This is a genomic window from Flavobacterium sp. BFFFF1 (assembly GCF_002256285.1).
Lineage (GTDB): Bacteria > Bacteroidota > Bacteroidia > Flavobacteriales > Flavobacteriaceae > Flavobacterium.
On the sequence record NZ_NKJE01000025.1, the window covers coordinates 20,675 to 42,755 of the forward strand.

Annotated in this window: 13 protein-coding genes; 5 read left to right on the forward strand and 8 right to left on the reverse strand. The window is 42.0% G+C overall.

The genetic code is table 11. The features are described 5' to 3' along the window. From CFE23_RS13530 to porU, 7 genes are all read right to left on the reverse strand, one after another. A complete protein-coding gene (locus tag CFE23_RS13530; protein WP_291088902.1) occupies positions 1–678 on the reverse strand; it encodes an SDR family oxidoreductase in 678 nt (225 codons plus the stop codon). Further along, positions 678–1,616, reverse strand: a complete 939-nt coding sequence (locus CFE23_RS13535; RefSeq protein ID WP_291088905.1) for a M28 family peptidase — start codon at positions 1,614–1,616, stop codon at positions 678–680. Before CFE23_RS13535 ends, CFE23_RS13530 begins: the two co-directional genes overlap by 1 nt. An 82-nt stretch (positions 1,617–1,698) precedes the next feature. Beyond that, positions 1,699–3,357, reverse strand: a complete 1,659-nt coding sequence (locus CFE23_RS13540; protein ID WP_291088908.1) for a pyruvate dehydrogenase complex dihydrolipoamide acetyltransferase — start codon at positions 3,355–3,357, stop codon at positions 1,699–1,701. Between the two features lie 8 nt (positions 3,358–3,365). Continuing rightward, positions 3,366–4,364, reverse strand: coding sequence for a pyruvate dehydrogenase (acetyl-transferring) E1 component subunit alpha (pdhA, locus tag CFE23_RS13545; RefSeq protein WP_291088911.1), 999 nt, complete (start codon positions 4,362–4,364; stop codon positions 3,366–3,368). 172 nt (positions 4,365–4,536) lie between these two features. Then, a complete protein-coding gene (cdd, locus tag CFE23_RS13550) occupies positions 4,537–5,019 on the reverse strand; it encodes a cytidine deaminase (protein ID WP_291088914.1) in 483 nt (160 codons plus the stop codon). Between the two features lie 71 nt (positions 5,020–5,090). Then, positions 5,091–6,269 (reverse strand): type IX secretion system outer membrane channel protein PorV, encoded by a 1,179-nt coding sequence (gene porV, locus CFE23_RS13555; protein ID WP_291088917.1) that lies wholly within the window; start codon positions 6,267–6,269, stop codon positions 5,091–5,093. 47 nt (positions 6,270–6,316) lie between these two features. Next, on the reverse strand, positions 6,317–10,153 hold the full coding sequence (porU, locus tag CFE23_RS13560; protein ID WP_291088920.1) for a type IX secretion system sortase PorU: 3,837 nt from the start codon (positions 10,151–10,153) through the stop codon (positions 6,317–6,319). Positions 10,154–10,362: 209 nt separating this feature from the next. Between porU and gldJ the strand changes: the two genes are divergently transcribed. Next, positions 10,363–12,081 carry a gliding motility lipoprotein GldJ gene (gene gldJ / locus CFE23_RS13565; protein ID WP_291088923.1) on the forward strand — a complete coding sequence of 573 codons (1,719 nt, stop codon included), beginning with the start codon at positions 10,363–10,365 and terminating at the stop codon, positions 12,079–12,081. A 65-nt stretch (positions 12,082–12,146) separates the two neighbouring features. Further along, a complete protein-coding gene (gene murF, locus CFE23_RS13570) occupies positions 12,147–13,439 on the forward strand; it encodes a UDP-N-acetylmuramoyl-tripeptide--D-alanyl-D-alanine ligase (protein ID WP_291088926.1) in 1,293 nt (430 codons plus the stop codon). Here murF and CFE23_RS13575 read toward each other — a convergent pair. Then, positions 13,436–16,303 carry a triple tyrosine motif-containing protein gene (locus CFE23_RS13575; protein ID WP_291088929.1) on the reverse strand — a complete coding sequence of 956 codons (2,868 nt, stop codon included), beginning with the start codon at positions 16,301–16,303 and terminating at the stop codon, positions 13,436–13,438. The genes murF and CFE23_RS13575 overlap by 4 nt on opposite strands. A 292-nt stretch (positions 16,304–16,595) precedes the next feature. Between CFE23_RS13575 and CFE23_RS13580 the strand changes: the two genes are divergently transcribed. From CFE23_RS13580 to CFE23_RS13590, 3 genes are all read left to right on the forward strand, one after another. Continuing rightward, positions 16,596–19,706: a TonB-dependent receptor gene (locus tag CFE23_RS13580; protein WP_291088932.1), complete on the forward strand. Its 3,111-nt coding sequence runs from the start codon at positions 16,596–16,598 to the stop codon at positions 19,704–19,706. 20 nt (positions 19,707–19,726) lie between these two features. After that, positions 19,727–21,229 (forward strand): RagB/SusD family nutrient uptake outer membrane protein, encoded by a 1,503-nt coding sequence (locus CFE23_RS13585; protein WP_363331610.1) that lies wholly within the window; start codon positions 19,727–19,729, stop codon positions 21,227–21,229. Positions 21,230–21,247: 18 nt separating this feature from the next. Beyond that, the coding region (locus CFE23_RS13590) for a hypothetical protein (protein WP_291088938.1) at positions 21,248–22,081 on the forward strand (834 nt) is incomplete at its 3' end.

Here is a 22,081-nt window from a genome sequence, read left to right on the forward strand (position 1 = left end):
TCAGGGCGTAGTTGAGGAGACCTGCAGTACTTTTCCGTTGTAATATTTGTTTCCATTTAGAGCAAAATCGAAAATATATTCAGCCATTTCCGGGGCCGTCAGCGGGGCGTTGTAACCCGGGAAGGCTTCGGCGAGCATTTCAGTCTGCACCGCACCAATCGCCAATACATTAAAGGCAATTCCGTGCTCCTTATATTCCTCAGCAAGCACTTCGGACAAGGTGATTACTGCGCCTTTACTGGAGCTGTATGCTGTAAGACCAGGAAACTTCATACTGCCCTGAATGCCACCCATTGAGCTGATCGTGACGACATGGCTTCCATTTGTGAGGTAAGGCAAAACTTTTTGTGTTAACATGGCTACGGCAAAGACATTGACTTTATATATGCTCTCAAAATCCTCCAATGCGATGGTTTCAAATGACCTGGACACCAAAGCACCCGCGTTGTGTACCAAGATGTCTACCTTACGCCACGACGACTCCAGAAATTCGGAAACCTTAATAAGGTCCTCCGCTTTTGAAAGATCCACGGGCAGACAGGTAATATTTGGGTTTCCAAGTAAATTTGGAGACAGTTTCCTCGAAAGCGCCAATACGTTGTGGCCGTCGCTGGCGAATCTCAATGCCAATTCGTGGCCGATTCCGCGGGAAGTGCCGGTAATGATGATATTTTTCATCAGTTTATTTTAATTTCTTTGGTTGATGCATTCGCCATTTTTTCAATGACGGGAATCATCGTTTGAATAAATGAGGTCATATGTGGGATGTCCATCTCTTCGAATTCATCACCGGGTTGGTGGTAAAATTCATAGTTTTCAAAATCAAATGTACAGACGGTTTGCGATGGAATATGAAACTCTTTGTAAAAAGAGTAATTGTCCGATCGTGAAAAGAGCTGGTATGATTTCTCTGCCTCCAGATAACCAACGACTTTGGTCCCAGCGTATTCGTTGATTTTCGCAGCCATATTTGATTTGTCGAAACCGGTAATATAAGCCGTATAATCGCGATTCATTGGTACACCAATCATTTCAAAATTGAGCATCGTATACAAATCAATTTTTTGGGCTTTCAATTTCTTTGCGAGGCTTTTCGAACCCAGCAACCCTTTTTCTTCGCCGCTGAAACACACAAAAAGCAGGCTCCGTTTGTTTGATTTTGACTGCGAAAAAAACCTCGCTATTTCTAAAACGGCTGTAACCCCTGACGCGTCGTCATTTGCACCATTATTAATTCTATCGGTGTTGGCATTACCGTATGTCATTCCGATGTGGTCGTAATGCCCGCCCAGGATTATAAATTGGTTTTTTAATACGGGATCATTTCCTTCGATGTACCCCACGATATTGCAGGTTGGCCTGGCGAATGTGGTTAACGTGTCCCTATACGTTTTAAAATAAGGCTGAATATTTATCTGTTTAAAATAATTTTCGAGTAAGACCGCCGCCTTTTCTATTCCGGGTGTACCGGCTTCCCTGCCCTCCATTTCGTCAGATGTCAACGCTCTGAGATTTGCGGCCACATTATCTTGTCTGACCGCATAGGCAGCACTTTGGGTTTGGGACATTCCAAAATTGAGAAAAAGCAAGGCCAGCAACAAAAATCGATTTTTCATAAATTAGGAAGCTTTAGGCTAAAATAAAAAAAATCCCGTCAAGATGGACTCAAGGCGGGATTTATATGTTGTACAATTCTGTTTATGCCAGCATGGTCACTGGATTCTCAAGATATTGCCTTAATGTTTGTAAAAATTGTGCGCCCGTCGCGCCATCGACGGTACGGTGGTCACACGCCAGGGTTACTTTCATTGTATTTCCGACCACAATCTGTCCATTTTTTACCACTGGTTTTTCAACTATAGCGCCTACTGAAAGGATCGCAGAATTCGGCTGGTTGATGATTGAAGTGAATTCAGTGATGCCAAACATACCCAGATTTGAAACTGTAAACGTACTTCCTTCCATTTCGGCAGGCTGAATCTTTTTGTTTTTTGCCTTACCGGCAAGATCTTTCACGCTGGCGCCAATTTGGGAAAGGCTCATCTGGTCTGTAAATTTCAAAACAGGAACCAATAGCCCGTCTTCAACGGCCACAGCGACACCAATATTGACATGATAGTTGATCACGGTAACATCTTCTTTCCACTGTGAATTTACCTTAGGATGTTTTTTCAACGCCATGGCACAGGCTTTGATCACCATATCATTGAACGAAACTTTTGTGTCAGGAATCGCATTGATTACCGCCCTTGATTTCATGGCTTCCTCCATTGCTACTTCAATTGTGAGGTAGAAATGTGGTGCCGTAAATGCCGATTCTCCGAGGCGCTTGGCGATCACTTTCCGCATTTGGGAGTTTTTCACTTCTTCAGAATGGGTTTCGCCAGCAGGAACGAATGGTGTCACCGGAGCAGCATTTGACGCTGCTGCAGGTTCTGCAATACTTTGTTGTACCGCCTGAGGCTTGTAATTTTCGATATCGCTTTTCACGATACGTCCATTTTCTCCTGACCCTTTTACCTGTGCGATATTAATTCCCTTTTCCTCTGCAATCTTTTTAGCCAATGGTGAAATAAAGATTCTTTTTCCATCGGCAACTGCCTCGACGGTTTCTTTTGTTTCCTCGGCAGGCTTATTGTCATTCGATTCAGGTTTCGAAACCGCTGCTTCTTCTTTGGCTGGAGCCGAAGCTGTACTGCCTTTTTTATAGTTTTCGGCAATACCTGCCACATCGGTTCCCTCCGGTCCAATGATTGCCAACACGCTGTCCACAGGGGCAGATTCGCCATCATTTACACCAATAAATAAAAGTGTACCGGCATTGAATGACTCAAATTCCATCGTGGCCTTATCGGTTTCGATCTCGGCGAGGATGTCCCCTTCAGTTACTTTGTCGCCCACTTTCTTAAGCCATTTTGCAACGGTTCCATCAGTCATCGTATCGCTGAGTCGTGGCATGGTAACCACCACGATGCCTTTAGGCAATGCTGTACTTTGTGGCGCTGCTGGTGCATCGTCCGCCTTATCCGCCGGAACAGCATCTGGTTTCTTATCGTCGGTCTTTGGAGCTTCTTCTTTCGGAGGTGTTTTTCCATTAAGCAAGTCGGAGATATCTTCTCCTTCTTTGCCGATGATTGCCAGAAGTGAATCCACGTTGGCAGATTCACCCTCCTGAATACCAATATGCAATAAAGTCCCGGAATTAAACGATTCGAACTCCATGGTCGCTTTATCGGTCTCGATTTCAGCCAGGATATCGCCTTCGCTGATCTTATCCCCTACTTTTTTAAGCCATTTCGCTACCGTTCCTTCTGTCATCGTGTCGCTCAATCGCGGCATTGTGATTACTGTTGCCATACTTCGAATTATAGTTTATGAGGTAAAAAAGGATAATTTTCCTGCTCGTAAACCACATCGTATAGTTGTTGCGGCTGCGGGAATTCAGACTCTTCAGCGAATGTAGCGCATTCTTCAACCAGGTCTTTCACCCGCTCGTCAATGGCTTCGATTTCGGCATCAGTAGCATATTTATTTTCTTTGATTACATCAAGAACCTGTGTGATTGGATCAATTTTTTTATACTCTTCCACTTCATCTTTTGTACGATAAAGTTGTGCATCAGACATTGAGTGTCCTCTGTATCTGTATGTTTTCAACTCAAGGAATGTTGGCCCATCGCCGCGTCTTGCACGATCAATTGCTTCGGACATCGCTTCGGCTACTTTTACGGGATTCATTCCGTCAACAGGGCCACATGGCATTTCATAGCCCAGGCCTAATTTCCAGATATCCGTATGGTTTGCAGTTCTTTCTACAGAAGTTCCCATGGCATAACCATTGTTTTCAACGATAAACACTACCGGGAGTTTCCAGAGCATCGCCATATTGAATGCCTCATGCAAAGAACCCTGACGGGCTGCACCATCACCAAAATAGGTTAGCGTTACGCCATCACGCCCAAAATACTTGTCCGCAAATGCAATACCTGCACCAACTGGAATTTGTGCTCCAACAATACCGTGCCCTCCGTAAAAACCATGTTCTTTAGAAAAGATGTGCATGGAACCACCCATCCCTTTTGAAGTCCCGGTTACTTTTCCAAGCAATTCCGCCATAACCCTTCTGGGGTCTACCCCCATCCCTATAGGCTGAACGTGATTCCTGTAAGCCGTAATCATTTTATCTTTGGAAAGATCCATTGCATGCAAAGCGCCTGCAAGTACCGCTTCCTGTCCGTTGTATAGGTGAAGAAACCCTCTTACTTTTTGCTGGATATAAAGGGCAGCCAATTTGTCCTCGAATTTTCTCCAGAACTGCATATCTTCATACCATTTCAAATAAACGTCTTTTGTAACTTCTTTCATGAGTCTTTTAATTTAATAAAGCTGGTTTGGTATCACCAATGCTTTTTCTAAAGTTATTTTGAATAAACAGTTTATGACGCAAAATACAGTTTCCTCACACTCAAATTTGCGAAACGCAAAAATAAGATATTCCGCGCAACAACTAAAATTTAAATCCTGAATTTTAATCTTTTTACAGGAAGTTTTTATCAAACATAAAAGGGAGTAAATTTTTCAATGAATCCGACTTGTACACGGCGCCGGTTTCACCCATGAAATAAATTTCAATCGGCGATTCCTGCCTGAACTCATATTCGGCAATTGATTGGCGGCAGGCACCGCACGGAGGGATTGGCGCGGTGGTGGTATTGGTGTCTGAAGCAGCAGATATTGCCATTTGCAGGATTTTGGCATCAGGATAAACTGCACCGGACTGAAATACGGCAACCCGTTCAGCACAAAGTCCTGACGGATAGGCTGCATTTTCCTGGTTCGACCCGATAACAACCTGACCGTTATCCAGCAATAATGCTGCTCCTACCCGGAATTTAGAGTATGGTGCATAGGCGTTTTTCCTTGCATGAACCGCTTTTTCCATCAACAGCCCGACTTCCTGAGGCAATTCGGCTGTGCTTTCAAACACTGTAAAACTTGTTGTAAAATCGATTTGTTTCATTGGTTATAAGGGAAAAAAAATCCAAACCTCATTTTACTGAAATTTGGATCCTGAATTAAATTTTATCGCTTTTAATATTGATCGTAATTTTCTCCGAAATTAAACGTCAGTGAAAATCTCAGCGTATTTTCGAGCGGATTCTTAATTTTCGAAGCAGAGAATAAATAAGACACATCCACCTTTACTACATTGTATTTGAAGCCCGCGCCCAACGAAAAGAATTTTCTTGCACCTTTGAGTGGACTTTCATTAAAATATCCAAGGCGCATTGCGAAAGAGTCCTGATATAAGTATTCTGCTCCCACTGCGTAGGTAAACTCCTTTAATTCCTCACTGAAACCATCAGGCGCATCGCCAAAGGACTTAAACATCCCTTCCACCCATGCGGTTGAGCGGTATTCATCATTGTTAATATTTCTTTCTTCCTGGCTTATCGTACCATCACCATCGATATCTTTAGGATCCTGTGGGGTTGGCACCAACAATTTATTGAACTCAAGGCTAACGCCAACTTTGTTATAATCGTCGAAAATAAAATCAAATCCCGCACCGACCTTCATATTGGCGGGAAGGAAATTGGTGCTGATTTCATCGGAATCGTAACTTATTTTCGGACCCATGTTCTGAAAGTTGAAACCGGCGCGCCACCTTCCATTGAAATCATTGTAGGCTTGCTCTTCGGATTGAAAATAACCTGCTACATCAACTGCAAACGAACTGGCGGCAGAAGCGTCTCCTGTAGCATCCGGAATTCTAAGTGAGGAACGGATATACCTTCCAGCTACCGCCATAGAGAACTTTTCACTTAATTGAAGCGAATAAGACCCATCAATAGCGAATTCGTTAGGAGTAACAACAACGGGGGTATCATCAAAATTCTGCCGCAATTCAATATCTCCAAGTCCGAAATAACGAAGGCTTCCTGCAAATGCATTCCTTCCATCTTCGCCAAATCTGTTAAAATAAGTAACCTGCCCCAGCGAAATGTCATTGACAAGATCTGTTAGGTACGGTGTATAACTTACTGAAAAACCCTGTTTCTCGATTGAAAAAGCATATTTTGCCGGATTATATTGCTGTGAGTAGGCATCAGGAGACGTAGCCACACCCTGATCTGCAAGACCTGCTGACCGTGCATCTGCTGCAACTAACAGGAAAGGAACTCCGGTGGTAATTACCCTGTTTCCATCCTGGGCTTTAGTATACTGAGCAGCAATAATGCAAATCAGCAATAACGATATTCTTCTCATTCTTCTTTTTCTTCAAATTTTATTAAACAAACAAATATAGCACTTTCTTATAGGATTACAAGTTTTTCGATTTTTTCGGTCTTCCTGTTGGTCAGCGTCGATTTCACAGTCAACTTATAAACGTATACACCTTTACCTATTTTGTCTCCAAAATCATCTTTACCATCCCATTTAATGTCACGCGAAAGAAATCCGTCATTGGTAACCGTTTGATTTTTTGTCCAGACCACTTTTCCTGTAATGGTCATGACCTGTACCTGAACTTCAAGCGGTTCAAACGGACGGTTGTGGGTAAACCAAAATTCGGTATAATTCACAAAAGGATTCGGATAATTCAGGACATTTTTTAACGTCAGCGTTTCATCACCGACGACCACAAACTGGATTTCTGCCGTCACTGGATTATTGTAGACGTCCCATGCGGTAAATGTCAGCACATGCAGGCCTTTCTCAAGGTTTCGGAATGGAAACCGCAGTTTTCCTTTCGTGTAATCATCAGAAGCCGCTTCATAATAATCATTCAGGATATATGGCTTGCTTTCATCGCCATCAAGTATCGCGGTAATGTCGTGGCCAATTCCGCTAGCGGTGTTTATGCCGTTTTCATCCTCAAGAAAAGCCAACAGAAATGGGGACTCGTTCGTAATTCCACCGGAAACGAACGTTTCATCATTCATATATAGTTTCACACGCGGCGCAATCTCATCGGCTGGAGGATTCGGGTTAATCCCACCGACCTTTATGTCGGTATTGTATCCTGTCTGATCGATTAACTGACCCGTTTTCTTGGCGTAAAAACTGACACGCCCATAATCGAGCGGCACCCGGATGTCTCGGGGTACGATAAACGAAAATTCAAAATTTCCATTTGTCACTGAGGCGTTTCCTCTAAAAATGGTCTCTCCCAGATTTATAAAATTCATTTTGATGACATTGCCGCTATTGTCAGTAACACCATCATTACCAAGAGTTTGGATGCTTATTGGCTTATCAAATACATTCACCGCCAAATCGCCATTATAATCGGAAAGTATATTGTTGCCGTTTTCATCCCGGACCTCACCAGCAATCCTAATATTGCTCAGTGCTTTAAAATCGTCGACCGTGCCTGTAATAGGCATTCCGTTTACCTTTGTCAGCACAATTTTAGGTTTTGGGATGGCAAGCCGGACTGCTGGGTCGCCAATATAAAACACCATAAGCGGATTACTGCCAAACTGGCTTTTTGAAATTCTCAATGCTTCCGCAATCGAAACGGGTGAATTGGAATTGAAACCATAAAGATTTCCTGAAAACGCCAGGTTGATTGCCTGACCTGTCCCGATGCTAATCTGCCTGGTTGTCGTTACCAGCGCAATCGACCCTCCAGCAGGATTCAGGAACATATATTCGCCCGCCGTTGGTCTGTATGGATTGTCGAATCGGGTAAATTCGCACGTTATCGTAACAAAAAGTGGATATTTATACCGATTGCCAAAATTCTGGACATCTTTCTTTTCTAAAATCCGTTCATGTGCCAGCCCTTCTTCACCACCATGGCCAAAGTAATTAAATACCAACGCGCCCTGTTCGAAAGCACTGATAAAGTCTTCCCTTACTTTAGGATAACGGTTTCCTCCTGCTGATGTTTCCTGCACATACGAATCAGAATGGATTTTCTTAACGTTGATAAATGGTTTTTGAGCGAAAATCTGGTCCCCCAGGTCGTCGAGTCCTTCCTCCAATTCCTGTTCACCACTTTTATCGACGTCATCCGAAATGAGTACAAAATTGTTCCTCCACTGTCCAAACGATTTGATGTCGTTGTACTCGATAACCTTATTTACCATTTGATCCGCCTCACTGCTATTCTTCACAGGCATACGGCCCACCGCGATATCCAGGCCGCGCGCCTGTACAGTCGTCATATCGCCCTCATTGTCATCCATCAGTACAAAAAAATCATCAGAAATATAGGATGCCGAAAGCGAGAAACTTGGCAAAGCATGGTAAATAGGAATCAGATTGGTGTTGTTCGGTATCCTGTCTTTAAAATCATACGAGGCATCTCCGAATAAGTTTAAATATTGTACCTTCTTATTGTCTGCGGAAGCGTTATTGTAAACATATTTTACAAAATTCCTTATTGCGCCGATATCCTGCTTCCCGGAAGAAAACTCCGGGTACAAACTTTCAACGTTCACGACTTTGACGTTCAATCCAGAGAACGTTCTATGGAAATCGGCAAGTTTTTCGGCAGCATTGTGTAAAGATCCAGGCGTAATGATCAAATAATCGATATCCTGGAATTGCCCTTGGGCGTTGTTAAAAATGGTCCCTTTGATATCCTGGTTGGCGATTTTGGCCTTTGACTCCTTTTTGGGAGCAAAATAATCCTGTTTGTCAACTGCTATATACTTTCTTATTTCCCCCAGATCTGCCTGAAAAGAAAAATTTGCCTGGCTGTCGTTTACTGCGGCAGTAACGTTGTAGATGTCAGTAATGTCCCAAACCTGCGAGATATTAGAGGCATTGGTTAATTTAAACTCTCCTGATCCGTTCATTGTGGCAGCAGCATTGTACTGAAACCTGAATTGCTTGCCATATCCGACGAGGCTCCTTTTTGCTTTAATGGTGATATAGTCCAGAAACGCTTTTGCCGTGGGCACGCCATTATTATTATAGGTAAGCTTTACAGTAACATCTTCAGAAGCCGGCGCATTTGCATTGACAGTATCGTTATCTCCTAATAAGTCGAGCGGGACAATCGATTGAAAATTGATGTTGCCCGCTGGCGTTCCGTTGACAGCGATTTCCATAGATGTAGCGGCATTGGCCACTGCCACCGCTGAAACCGCTAAATCCAAAGGCGATGACGTGACGATGTTTGGAAACTTAAAATCGAAACTGTATTCATTATTGATACTAAAATCTTCCCCGAACCATTTTCGGCCCAGACGTGCCACGTTGGTTTCATCCAATTCATGGAATTGATAATCGTCAAATTCTGTAATAGCCGTCACCGTACCGGTTGCAGCAGGCATTGCAGAGATTCTTTTGCCATTAGCACCTAAAACGGTGACATAATAATAGGACTTGTCAGCATACAGATTGTTGTTTGTTTGATTTTCAGGACTCCAGTTATCGACGCCCTCAGCATAAAACAGAATATAATCCTGGCTATCAAAAATGCCATCGCTCTCCCCTTCGAAAAATATTGCGTTTTCAGCTGGATCGGCAGGATAATCAACCGAATTTTTCATGGGCACCATCCTTCCTCCATTGCCGTAGATTGCGATTTTCCTCGGATCGACGTTATTTAGCTTCATGCCGAGGCTTTGCAGAAACGTCTTTGAAACTTTATACACTCCGGATTTTTCAACATAAAACCGATACCAATCTCCTGAGGCCAGTACCGAATGAGCGATATTGTCAAATCCATTCCTGGCAGAATTGCCTGCACCGACACTATAATTTATGCTATAACTGAACGATTTTAATCTCTTAAACGATCCGTTCTCATTCAGTACAGGCGATAAAGTAAGCGCAAGGCTAAGTTCACCGCGCGCTTTTACATTCATTATTTTCTCATTCAACGCCGATGGAAGTGCTTTTGAAGATAAGAATCCGAGCTGATTCGCTGAGATATTCTCGTATATGGCGTTTGTAATAAGCAGGGAACTTTCGTTCACCGGGGCTTTAGCAGGAATATTGAGCATCAGGGAAACTGTGCGCAGACTGGAATCGAAGTTGAAATTCTCCAACTGAAATTGGGGTATTGTATAACTTGAAGATTCTGTTGAAACCTTCACATTATCTTTCCAATTCAATGTAAACGAACCGGTTATCTGAGCCGTCACGCCAAATGGCAGGAATATAAGAAAAATCAGTACCGCTTTTTTCATCCAATGTTAAACGTTTCGAATGTACAATTATTACAGCCGTAAAAATATTTATTTTCGCCGGTACAAGGGAATAATAATTGAATTAAATTTGCGTTCTGTTTCTGAATCCGGCGCAACAAACCGGTTTTTTATGATTATTTAAAAAAAGTTCTTGCAATCTAGTGGTTAATTATTATATTGCGCCACGAAATTTATTACCTACTGAAAGTATGAAAGTAAACAAAATGAATGCTATTAAACTGATGCTGTCACTGGCATTGGTGTTTGGATTTGCCAGTTGCAGCAAGAGTTCAAGCTCTAAAAACGCTTCTTCAGCAACCGGATGGAAAATCAACGATAAAAAAGGTGGTTTTCAATTAAATACCAAATACAAGAAGCAAGCACCGGGACCAGGACTTGTTTTGGTTGAAGGTGGTACATTTACCATGGGTAAAGTACAGGATGATATTATGCATGATTGGAATAACTCTCCAAACCAACAGCACGTTCAATCTTTTTACATGGATGAGACAGAGGTGACAAATGCTATGTATGCTGAGTACCTTTTCTGGATTAAAACAGTATTTCCACCAACAGAAGAAAATTACAAAAACATCTATGAAGGTGCTTTGCTCGATACTTTGGTGTGGAGAAACAGGTTAGGTTACAATGAGACCATGACCAACAACTACCTAAGACACCCTGCTTATGCAAATTATCCTGTGGTAGGTGTGAACTGGATTCAGGCTACAGAATTTGCGAAGTGGAGAACTGACCGTGTGAATGAGGCTATTTTGGAAAAACAGGGATACCTTAAAAAAGACGCAAAGATCAATGATGTAAGCGCTGAATCAACATTCAGTACGGAAACTTACTTAAATGCTCCGACGCAAGCATTTGGTGGCAATGAGGATATTGTTCTTAAAGGTAAAAACGGAAAAGCGAAACCAATCAAGACTAAAGGATCTAAAGGGCAGCCAGGTACAACTAAAGAAGCTACCAATATCTATGCTCAAAGAAGTTCAGGGCTTATCAATCCTGAGTACAGACTACCAACTGAAGCAGAGTGGGAATATGCCGCTGCATCTGACGTAGGAAACAGAGAATACAACAATTATAAAGGCCAAAAGAAATACCCTTGGAGAGGTCAATACACCCGTTCAGGAAAGAGACAGGTTAAAGGCGATCAATTGGCAAACTTTAAGCAAGGTAAAGGGGACTACGGCGGAATTGCCGGTTGGTCTGATGACGGGGCCGATATTACAAATGCAGTAAAATCTTATCCCCCAAATGATTTTGGTTTATACGATATGGCTGGAAACGTTGCGGAATGGGTTGCTGATGTTTATCGTCCAATCGTAGATGATGAGGCGAATGATTTCAACTATTACAGAGGAAACGTTTATACGAAAAACAAAATCGGGGAAGACGGAAAAATTGAGTTGGTTACTGGAGAAAATATTAAATATGACACCGTAAGCAACGGCCGTATCATGGCAAGGAATTTCCCTGGACAGATTGCTCAGGTACCAGTTGACGAAAAAGAGACTTATTTAAGACAAAATTTCTCAACCAGCGACAACAGAAACTACCGTGATGGAGACAAGCAGTCCACAAGATATTTTGATTTTGGTGCAGAAGAAGAAGCAACTGATGCAAAAAAACAACCAGATTCAAAAAGAATGTACGACTCTCCTGTTAACAATGTAAGTACTGACAGTTTAGGAACGATGGTTCGTAAATTTGACAAATCAAGCAAAAGAACTACTTTGGTTAACGATGATTCAAGAGTTTACAAAGGGGGATCCTGGAGAGACAGGGCATATTGGCTTGATCCGGCACAAAGAAGATACTATCCACAGGACTTAGCGACTGACTACATCGGTTTCCGATGTGCGATGTCAAGAGTAGGACCTAAATCTGATAGAAAGAAAAGCGCGAGAAATTAATTTCTCGCTTAATACAAACTTAAAAGCCCTTGCAAAAGGGCTTTTATTTTTTTTAAATTTACCGCATGGATATACAGGAAATTCATCAACTGTTTTTGCAATGCAGTTCCGTATCGACGGACACGCGAAAAATCGGCCACAACAGCCTTTTTATCGCGTTAAAAGGAGACCGCTTTGACGCCAATGCTTTTGCTGCAGAAGCGTTGCAGAAAGGCGCTTTGTATGCGATCATAGACAATAAAGAATATTATGTTAACTACCGGACTATATTGGTAAATGATGCATTATCAACGCTACAGGAGTTGGCGAAATTTCATCGAAGCTTTCTGGGCCTCCCTATCATCGCCTTAACGGGAAGTAACGGCAAAACCACTACAAAAGAACTCGTCAATATCGCACTTGCGAAGAAGTTTAATACAAAAGCAACGATTGGCAATCTGAATAACCATATTGGCGTCCCACTCACGTTACTGTCCTTCGATGAAAATACCGAAATGGGAATTGTTGAAATGGGCGCAAACCATCAAAAGGAAATCGCATTTTTGTGCTCGTTGGCAAATCCTGATTATGGATACATCACAAACTTCGGGAAAGCACACTTGGAAGGATTTGGAGGTTTTGAAGGCGTTATTAAAGGGAAAAGTGAGATGTACGGCTATCTTTCAGCAAACAACAAAACGGCTTTTATCAACCTTAACGATGACATTCAGGTTGCAAAAACGAAAACCATCAATACCGTCTCTTTTGGATTAAATAACACCGACGCTTTCTTAAATATATCTACAGTTACTGCCAATCCATTTGTAACCATTGTCTACGATGCTACAGAAATCAATTCCCATCTAATCGGCCTTTACAATGCCAGTAATATCTCCGCAGCAGTTACGATTGGAAAATATTTCGACATCAGCGATAGTGAGATCCGTGATGCTATAGAAGGTTATGTGCCGAAAAACAATCGTTCACAGCTTATCACCAAAGGTTCTAATGAAATAATCCTTGATGCATACAATGCAAACCCAAGCAGCATGAAAGTTGCGATTGAAAACTTTCAACAGCTTACAAATCCCAATAAGGTCCTGTTTTTAGGTGATATGTTCGAATTAGGCCCGGAAAGCCCGCAGGAACATGCCCAGATCATTTCAACATTGTCCCGAAATCCCGAAACAGCATGTTATTTTATAGGCAAAGACTTTTTTGCCAATAAAACCGCAAATCCAAATTTTCATTTCTTTGAAAGTTTTGACGTGTTGGCAGCGCATACCAAACTTAGAAAACTTCAACATGCAGCAATCCTCATCAAGGGGTCCCGCGGCATGGCATTAGAACGAATATTAGACTTGCTGCCGGAATCTTAAATACTCATTAGAAAACCAATCAGGTTCTCTTTTTTGTTCAGCCCAAGTTTCTTCCGCAGTCTGTATCTTGCAAGTTCTACGCCGCCGTTTGAAATATTCATAATTTCGGCAATTTCTTTGGTAGACATATTCATTAGCAGATACGTTGAAAGATCCATTTCTCTAGGCGAAATGTTCGGATATTTTTCTTTAAGCCTTTTCAGAAAGTCAAAGTGTACGTTCTTAATATGCTTTTCGAGATCCTTCCAGCTCTTGTCTGTATTTACTTCTTTTACAATACTCTTATTAAGCTTGTTAAATTGAAATTTGACAGATTCATCCATCGTTTCCGAATCGATATCCTTTAATTTGGTAATGATCCCATTAAGAATTTTATTCTTTTTAACAACCTGTAAGGAATTATTTACCAACTCTTTGTCTTTAGCAAGAATTTTTATCTGTAGTTTATCGTTTTTCAGTTTTTCAATCTCCTTTTCCAGTTCGTACTGTTCCTGCCGGATTTTCGCTTCTTTTTCCAGGTATTGTCTTCTCTGCTCAATCGTTTCATAGTACTTATTCTTACGAATCTTTAACCTAATCCTTTGACGGATGACATATACTGAGACGACGACCAACAGCATATAAAAAACATAGGCCAAAGGATGTCTGTAAATGGGCGGCGCAACTGTAAAAGAAAAGAGCGCCGTTTCCGACTGCAACCCATAACTATTTCGAACTTTAACCTTCATTCTGTAATCGCCCTCATGGAGATTGGTGTATTCCTTCATTGACACTGTAGACCAGGCGCTCCATCTATCGTCGAATCCTTCCAACTGATAACTGTATTCAATATGATCCGGATTATCAAAAGTCGGTGAGGAAAAAGTAAATTTCACACTATTGGATTGATACGGAATCTTAAAGTTGCGGTTCGAATAATGGCCATTGCCCAATAAAATGGTATCACCAGGAAATGTAAAACTGCGAATGAACGCAGTGGGCTTAATCACGTAATCAATTGAAGGATTATAATCATAATGTGCAAGTCCATCCGTAAGTCCAATAAAAATGTTATGCGCATCTACTGTATTTACCGACAGATAATCGTTAACCAGATTACCTGTAAGATTTGAAAACGACGGAATTAATGGCTTAAAACTTCCGTCTGGTTGTTTCATCAGCGCGCCAACCGATTCATTGAAATTAAACCACAGATTTCCATAGGCATCTTGTGTTAAAGAGCGGATCTTTGGAAGGCTTCTAAAAAACCCGGAAAGCTTCTGATCCTCATAAAATAGCTCCTGCTCATAAGAGTACTTAAAAAAATGGTTATTGGTCTGAAAAAATACCTTGCCAGAAATCTTTTGTACGCTCCCAATGCCTTTGAAGGAACGGGAAATACTGGAGAACTTTCTGATTTTGGCAAACCGTGAAAAATCCTTAGAAAGCGCAAGCATATAGACATCGTTGTCTTTCTTCAACCAAACGCTGTGTTCATCGACCTCAAATGCGCTGGACGATGTTTCCATACCACTTATCACCGTGTTAAAGGCCCAACCTGATGCCTTTTTCTCGAAAATTCCGAATCCATTATAATTTGCTCCGATTAAAAAACCCGGACGCCCCGGAATAGTCTTAAATCCCCAATAACCGTTTGCGTGTAAAATTTTAACAAGCGCACCGTCTTCGATTAACATAGCACCCCGATTATGCCCACAAAACAATTGTCCATCGATAACTTGGATATTCCATGCTTGTCCAGTAGTTCCTTTAACCAATGTAAATGTATCTTCTTTAAAAGGGCTGTTTAAGGAATGGAAGAATAAACCTCGGTTTGTCGCAACGTATAAGTAGCCCTTGTGAAATACTGATGCATATACGGTACTCAGCTCATAACTAAACCCAAAATATGTAAATGGGGAATTTTCATTTACAAAAGCAATTCCATTGTCAAGACCCAGCCAAAGATTACCCTTACTATCCACAAACGATGAAAGCACTGTGTTGTTCTGCATTCCTTTTTTACGATTAAGGTGCTGGATAATCTTACCCGATTTATCACAAATAATCTCCCCATCAAGAACGGAATTAATCGCAATAAAATCTTCCTTTATCAGGGTACATCCAAGCGAACTATTCTTTAATACAAATGAATTCGCCTCAGTACTCCAAGCTTTAACCGCCCCCTTCTCATACATAAAAATCCCTTTATCAAGCGTAGCGATTAACAGTTTGTCCACCCCTATCGATAGCATCCCCCAAATCTCGGTGGAGTTGAACAATGCTGTGTTCTCCAGGCCTATTAATTTTCCATCCTGATAAAACAAAATGCCATTTGCCATATCCTGTAAATACAGCTTATCGCCAACTAAAAAGGAAAACTGGAACCGTTTCGGTGCTTCTACTATGGTGAGTTTACCGTCTTCAAAAACATATAGTCTTCCAAACGATTGAAAAACAACCTTATCACGCATAACGTGTATCTTCCAAATAAAGTCAATGAGATTGATACTATTTCGATCAACCAATTTTGCAACAGAATGATAAATCAACCTTCCCTTATCCCCGGGTTCAAAATACCCAAATTCATTGTATCCACCGACATATACCCGGCCAGATGCGGCAACTTTCAAACTTCTAATTAGCGAATTGTTAGGTAACGAATATTTGGTCCAATACGTTCCGTCGAATTGAAGCAATCCACTGTTATTGGCGAAATACATCCTACCCTCCTTGTCCTGATCTATACCCCAATTTTGAGTTCCCCCTTTGTATTCAGATTTTTTGAAATTCCTCAACTCAGGCAAACCGATGCCTTTTACCTGGGAAGAACCAAACTTAGGGAAGAGCAACCACAGCAGAACAAATAGCACTCGTAAAATCATGATATAACTAAATTTTAAGGAAGTAATGCAGTAATGATGAGCTAAAAAGGCTACTAAAATTTTAGCATCACCAAATGTAGTGTTTGTTTTTCAGAGTTAACGTTTTCGTAACAATTAAAAATAATTTTTATACTATTTATTTACAGATAATTACAAAAAAAAAGATGGGTTTTTGTCTAATTAATTTTTGCTATATGATGGGTTTTTGTAATAAATATTTATTGCTGTTTAAAAAAAAATTGGCTTAATATTGTCCTGAATCAATAATTAACTAACCAAAATTTTCAGAAATATGAAATTTACAAAACTACGATTCCTTTGTTTTTTGTCAATTCTATTCTCGGGTGTCATCCAGGCTCAGGATGTCAGTGTGAAGGGAAAAGTAAACGATGAAAACGGCCTCCCCATGCCGGGAGTAAGTGTTACTGACCAAAAAAGCTCGATGGCTGTAGCCACTGACATCGATGGTAATTACGAAATTAAGACGAACGGTAAAAACACACTTTCGTTTAGTTTCATTGGCTACAAGACTACGACGGAAGTCGTAAACGGGAGGACGACCATTAACGTCCAAATGCAAACCGAAGCACAAAGCCTCAACGAAGTTGTGGTTGTCGGATACGGTACGCAGAAGAAAAGTCTGGTAACCGGAGCAATTTCAAGTGTAAAGGCTAAGGATATAGAAAACCTGCCAATCACAAGAATCGAACAGTCATTACAAGGACGTGTTGCCGGAGTTACCATAGCAATGAATGCTGGACAACCAGGATCCGGATCTACGGTACGGATTAGAGGGATCACTACTCTTAATGGAGGAAACGACCCACTATATGTAGTTGATGGCGTCGTACTTGAATCGAGTGCAATCGGTTATCTAAACCAATCTGATATTGAATCCATTGAAGTGCTTAAAGATGCGGCATCTGCTGCTATATATGGAACAAGGGGTGCCTCAGGGGTCATCCTTATCACAACAAAAAAGGGAAAATCCGGAAAGATTACGGTAACTTATAACGGTTATGCCGGAACTTCAGAGCCAGCGAGAAAACTCGATCTTTTAAACGCAACACAATATGCTACGCTGATCAATGAGGCGCAGGTAAATGGTGGCGGTGCGATAAGATATGCTGACCCGGCATCGCTGGGAAAAGGAACAGACTGGCAAAGCCAGATTTTTAACGACCAGGCGCAAAGGTCTTCCCATGAAGTTAGTGTCAGTGGAGGAAATGAAATGTCAAACTTCTACCTTTCTTTCGGACTTCGCGATGAAGAGGGTATTGTATCTACAGACATATCGAACTACAACAGGAAAAACTTTCGCTTAAACTCAACCCATAAATTTGCGAAATGGTTCACAGTCGGAGAAAATATTGGATTTTCGAGAGAAAAAGTAACTGGTCTTGGCAATACAAACAGCGAATTTGGCGGACCATTAGCTTCTGCAATTAACCTTGATCCGGTTACACCGGTTATTGTGACTAACCCAGCAGACTTAGCTCAAAACCCGTATACCCGTCCCGATGTAGTGAAAGACGCAAACGGCAATCCTTACGGGATTTCCCAATATGTAGGAAATGAAATTACAAACCCTTTGGCGTATGCACAAACCAGACAAGGAAACTACAGCTGGGCAGACAACATCGTGGGGAATGCGTTCCTTGAAATAGAGCCAATAAAAGGTTTGAAATTTAAAACGAACTACACCTTTAAAAAAGCCTATTATGGCGATTACAGCTTCACGCCCGTATTCTATCTCAGCGCCGTGCAATTGACCACAAGAAACAGCTTGTTTAAGTCGACCAATACGACCGAGGATTGGCAAATCGAAAACACGATTACTTACACCAAACAGATTAAAGGCCACAATTTCACGTTACTCGCTGGCCAGGGTGCTTACGAATATGGAAAAGGCGGAGGCCAGGGCGTGACTTACTACAACCAACCAACCAACGACTGGCGCGAGGCATCCTTTAATTGGGCCACTTTACCCGCAGACATCGACGGGTACGGCTACACAAACACTACACATACACTTTCGTCTCTTTTCGGAAGGTTAAACTACGACTACAATGAAAAATACCTGCTTACGGCAACAATCAGAAGGGACGGTTCCAGCAGGTTCGGAGCAAACAATAAATATGGAAATTTCCCTTCATTTTCAGCAGGATGGGTACCTTCTAAAGAATCTTTCTGGAAAGACAACGATATCGTTTCTTCATTAAAACTACGTGGAAGCTGGGGTGTGACAGGAACTGACGTCCTTCCTGACTTCCGTTACCTCCCATTAATTTCAGGCGGGTACAACTATTATCTTGGTACTGGTGGTAATGCGACCGTTGGTAACGGCCCAAATACACTTGCCAACCCAGACTTGCAGTGGGAACAAACTACCCAGACCGATATCGGAATGGACATCACTTTGTTTAAAAATCTTAACCTAACCGTAGAATACTACAATAAAAAGACTGATAAAATCCTTAGGGAAATTATTATTCCTGGATATGTTGGCGTATCAACAAACCCTTCAGGTAACGTAGGCGCAATGAAAAACAGCGGTTTGGAATTCGAAATGTCTTACCGTAAAAAAATCGGAGATCTTAACATTAACCTAAGCGGAAACTTTGCTACCCTCAAAAATGAGGTTACCGCAATAAGCCCTGCAGTAGATTTCTACAACGGCCCTTCAATCCAATCTTCAGCGTATCCAATCACAAGAACAGAAGTTGGCCATTCTTACATGTCTTTCTACGGCTTCCAGACGAACGGCGTTTTCCAAAATCAGGCTGAAATCGACGCCTATACAAACTCTACAGGCACAGTTATTCAACCAAATGCTGTTCCCGGAGACTTTAAATGGAAAGACATTAACGATGATGGAAAAATTGATTCTGACGATAGGGATTTCATTGGAAACGGACTACCTGATTTTAGCTATGGCGTAACATTAGCCCTGGATTATAAAGGATTTGACCTTAGGGTCTTTGGACAAGGTGTTGGCGGAAACCAAATCTATCAGGGATTACGCAGATTGGATTTAGGGGTGGCTCCTAATTTCCAGACTGCAGCATTGGGAAGATGGACAGGCGAAGGTTCAACAAATTCGTATCCAAGATTGACGAGTAATGATACAAATCTTAACTTTAGTAACCCTTCAAACTTCTATTTACAGGATGGGGATTACTTCAGGATAAAACAAATCCAGTTAGGATATTCATTGCCATCTGAGATAATTGGTAAAGCAGGCCTACAAAAGGTAAGACTTTACGTAACTGGCGAAAACCTCTTCACATTTACAAAATATACAGGGTATGACCCTGAAATCGGAGGTGACGTTATCGGAATTGACAGGGGTTACTATCCTCAGGCAAAATCATACATGTTCGGCGTTAACTTACAATTTTAATAAATTAAATTATTATGAAAATGAAGAAAATTAAGTACTTAATCGCCTTATCAGTAATGATAGGGGTTGCACTTTCGTGCAGCGACGATTTTATCGATTTGGACCCGAAGGGAGCAACTCTGGAAGGAAATTATTACAAAAATGAAACTGAAGCATTTTCCGGATTGATTGCGGTCTACGATGTGATGAAAAAACACACAGGCGGATTTGAAAACATGGTTACATTCCTCAACGCAGGTTCAGACGATTTCTATGCTGGCGGCGGTGGCGCTACGGATGGTACCGGTATTCAGTCCTTCTCAAACTACTCCATCACAGAAGCTACTATGCCAGGCAGCTACTGGAATGATTATTTTCAAGGTGTTTTCAGGGCAAATCTTTTGCTGTCGAAACTTCCTGCCGTCCCAATGGATGACACGAAAAAGGCACGTTTTGAAGCAGAAGCAAAAGCACTTCGTGCATACTACTATTTCGAATTGGTTCGGACTTTTAGAAACGTACCACTCTTTACCAGCCTACTTGCTCCAACAGACATTTATAATGTAACGCAGGCTACTCCTGAAGAAGTGTATGCCCAAATCGAAACTGATCTTACTGACGCGCTGAATGTATTGCCGGCAACGTTGGACGTTTCAACTGAAGCAGGCCGTCTAAGCAAAGGTTCCGTTCAGGCATTATTGGGTAAAGTGTATTTGTATGAAGGAAAAAACAGCCAGGCAGCAGAGCAATTTGCTGTTGTAAATGGAACACCAGGCGGGACAAGCGTCTATGGTTACCGCCTTTTAGGAAACTATGCAGATTTATGGGTTCCTGCTAACAAGTACAATTCAGAATCTATTCTGGAATCTTCACACAATAGCACAAGCCAGGCAAGCTGGGGTAATTGGGGTTCGGGATCGGACGAAGGGAACTCTATGTCCCAAATGATTGGACCACGTGGCTTCCAAAGACTGACGAACGCAGCTCCTGATTTAGCGGGTGGCTGGAGTTTTAACACCGTGACACCAAGCCTCCACGACGCTTTGGTGGGAGATCCAAGATACAACGCAACCATCCTGGATATGGCAGCACTTCAGTCAGCAGGTTCAGCAAATTATTCTCCTGGATACATGGATACAGGCTGGTTCCTGAAAAAATACCTTCCGTTAACGACTGATCGCACGACTTCAGGCGGTGTCATTGAACTAAACTATGGCATCAATTCATACGTAATACGTTTGGCGGACACCTACCTTATGGAAGCTGAAGCATTGGGCGCCACAGGACCGCGTGCGCAGGCATTGTTAGACGCCGTAAGGACAAGGGTGGGACTTCCTTCTGTTCCTGTAAGTATGGCCGCAATCATGAATGAAAGAAGACTGGAATTAGCCGGAGAGGGTCACCGTTGGTTTGATTTGGTGAGAACTGGACAAGCTCCAACTGTTTTAGGTCCAAAAGGATTTACTGCCGGCAAAAATGAGATTTGGCCAATTCCATTGAATGAATTAAGCAATACCAAGCTCGTTCAAAATCCAAACTATTAATTAATAAAAAGATAAATCATGAAGATAAATTTAATCAAAGCATCCTATCTGCTTTTAGCTTCTTTAACGGTTGGCTCCTTCATTTCCTGTTCTCCTGATGAAGTAAGCGGGAATGGAAATGGTTTGTCAGATCCAAATGCGGATGCTGCGTTTTCAGTAGCGCCGGTAGAGGGTTCTGCGAATAGATTCGTATTGACGGCAAACGGAGTCAATGTGGCAAGCCACCGTTGGGAATTAGGCGATGGATCACCTGAATATTTAGGTTCTGATCAGGAAAGTATTTTTCTTCCCGATGCAGACACTTATACTATCACTCATAAAGCAGCCGGTCGTGGTGGCCTGATCAATACATCAACGCAAACGGTAACCGTAGCTACGTCAGATTTGGCAGCCGGAAACCTCATCAAAGGCGGAAAACTAAAATCTGCAGCAGATGTTGCCCAATGGACCATACTCAACATCAGTTCTTCAGACGCCAGCGTGACGCTAACTCCTGGAACAAACGGAGCGTTGGGAAATGCAACATTCGTCGCAACAGGATACCAGCAAAAAGGAATTTACCAAAAAGTAACGCTTCAGGCAAATAAAGAATACAACGTCGACATGACCGTGACAAGCGCCGCGGGGGCAACTTATACATGGTTTGAAGTGTATCTGCTGACTTCACAACCGGTTGACGGGAACGACTATGGTGGAGATAAGATATTACGCCTAAATAGCTGGGATTGCTGGGATAATGTTCCAACGCCGTTTAATGGATTACTTTCGGCTCTAAACTGCGAAAATGATAGCGGTACCGCAACCCTTAAAGGCAATCTAAAAGTAAAAACGGCCGGCGATAGCTACCTGCTG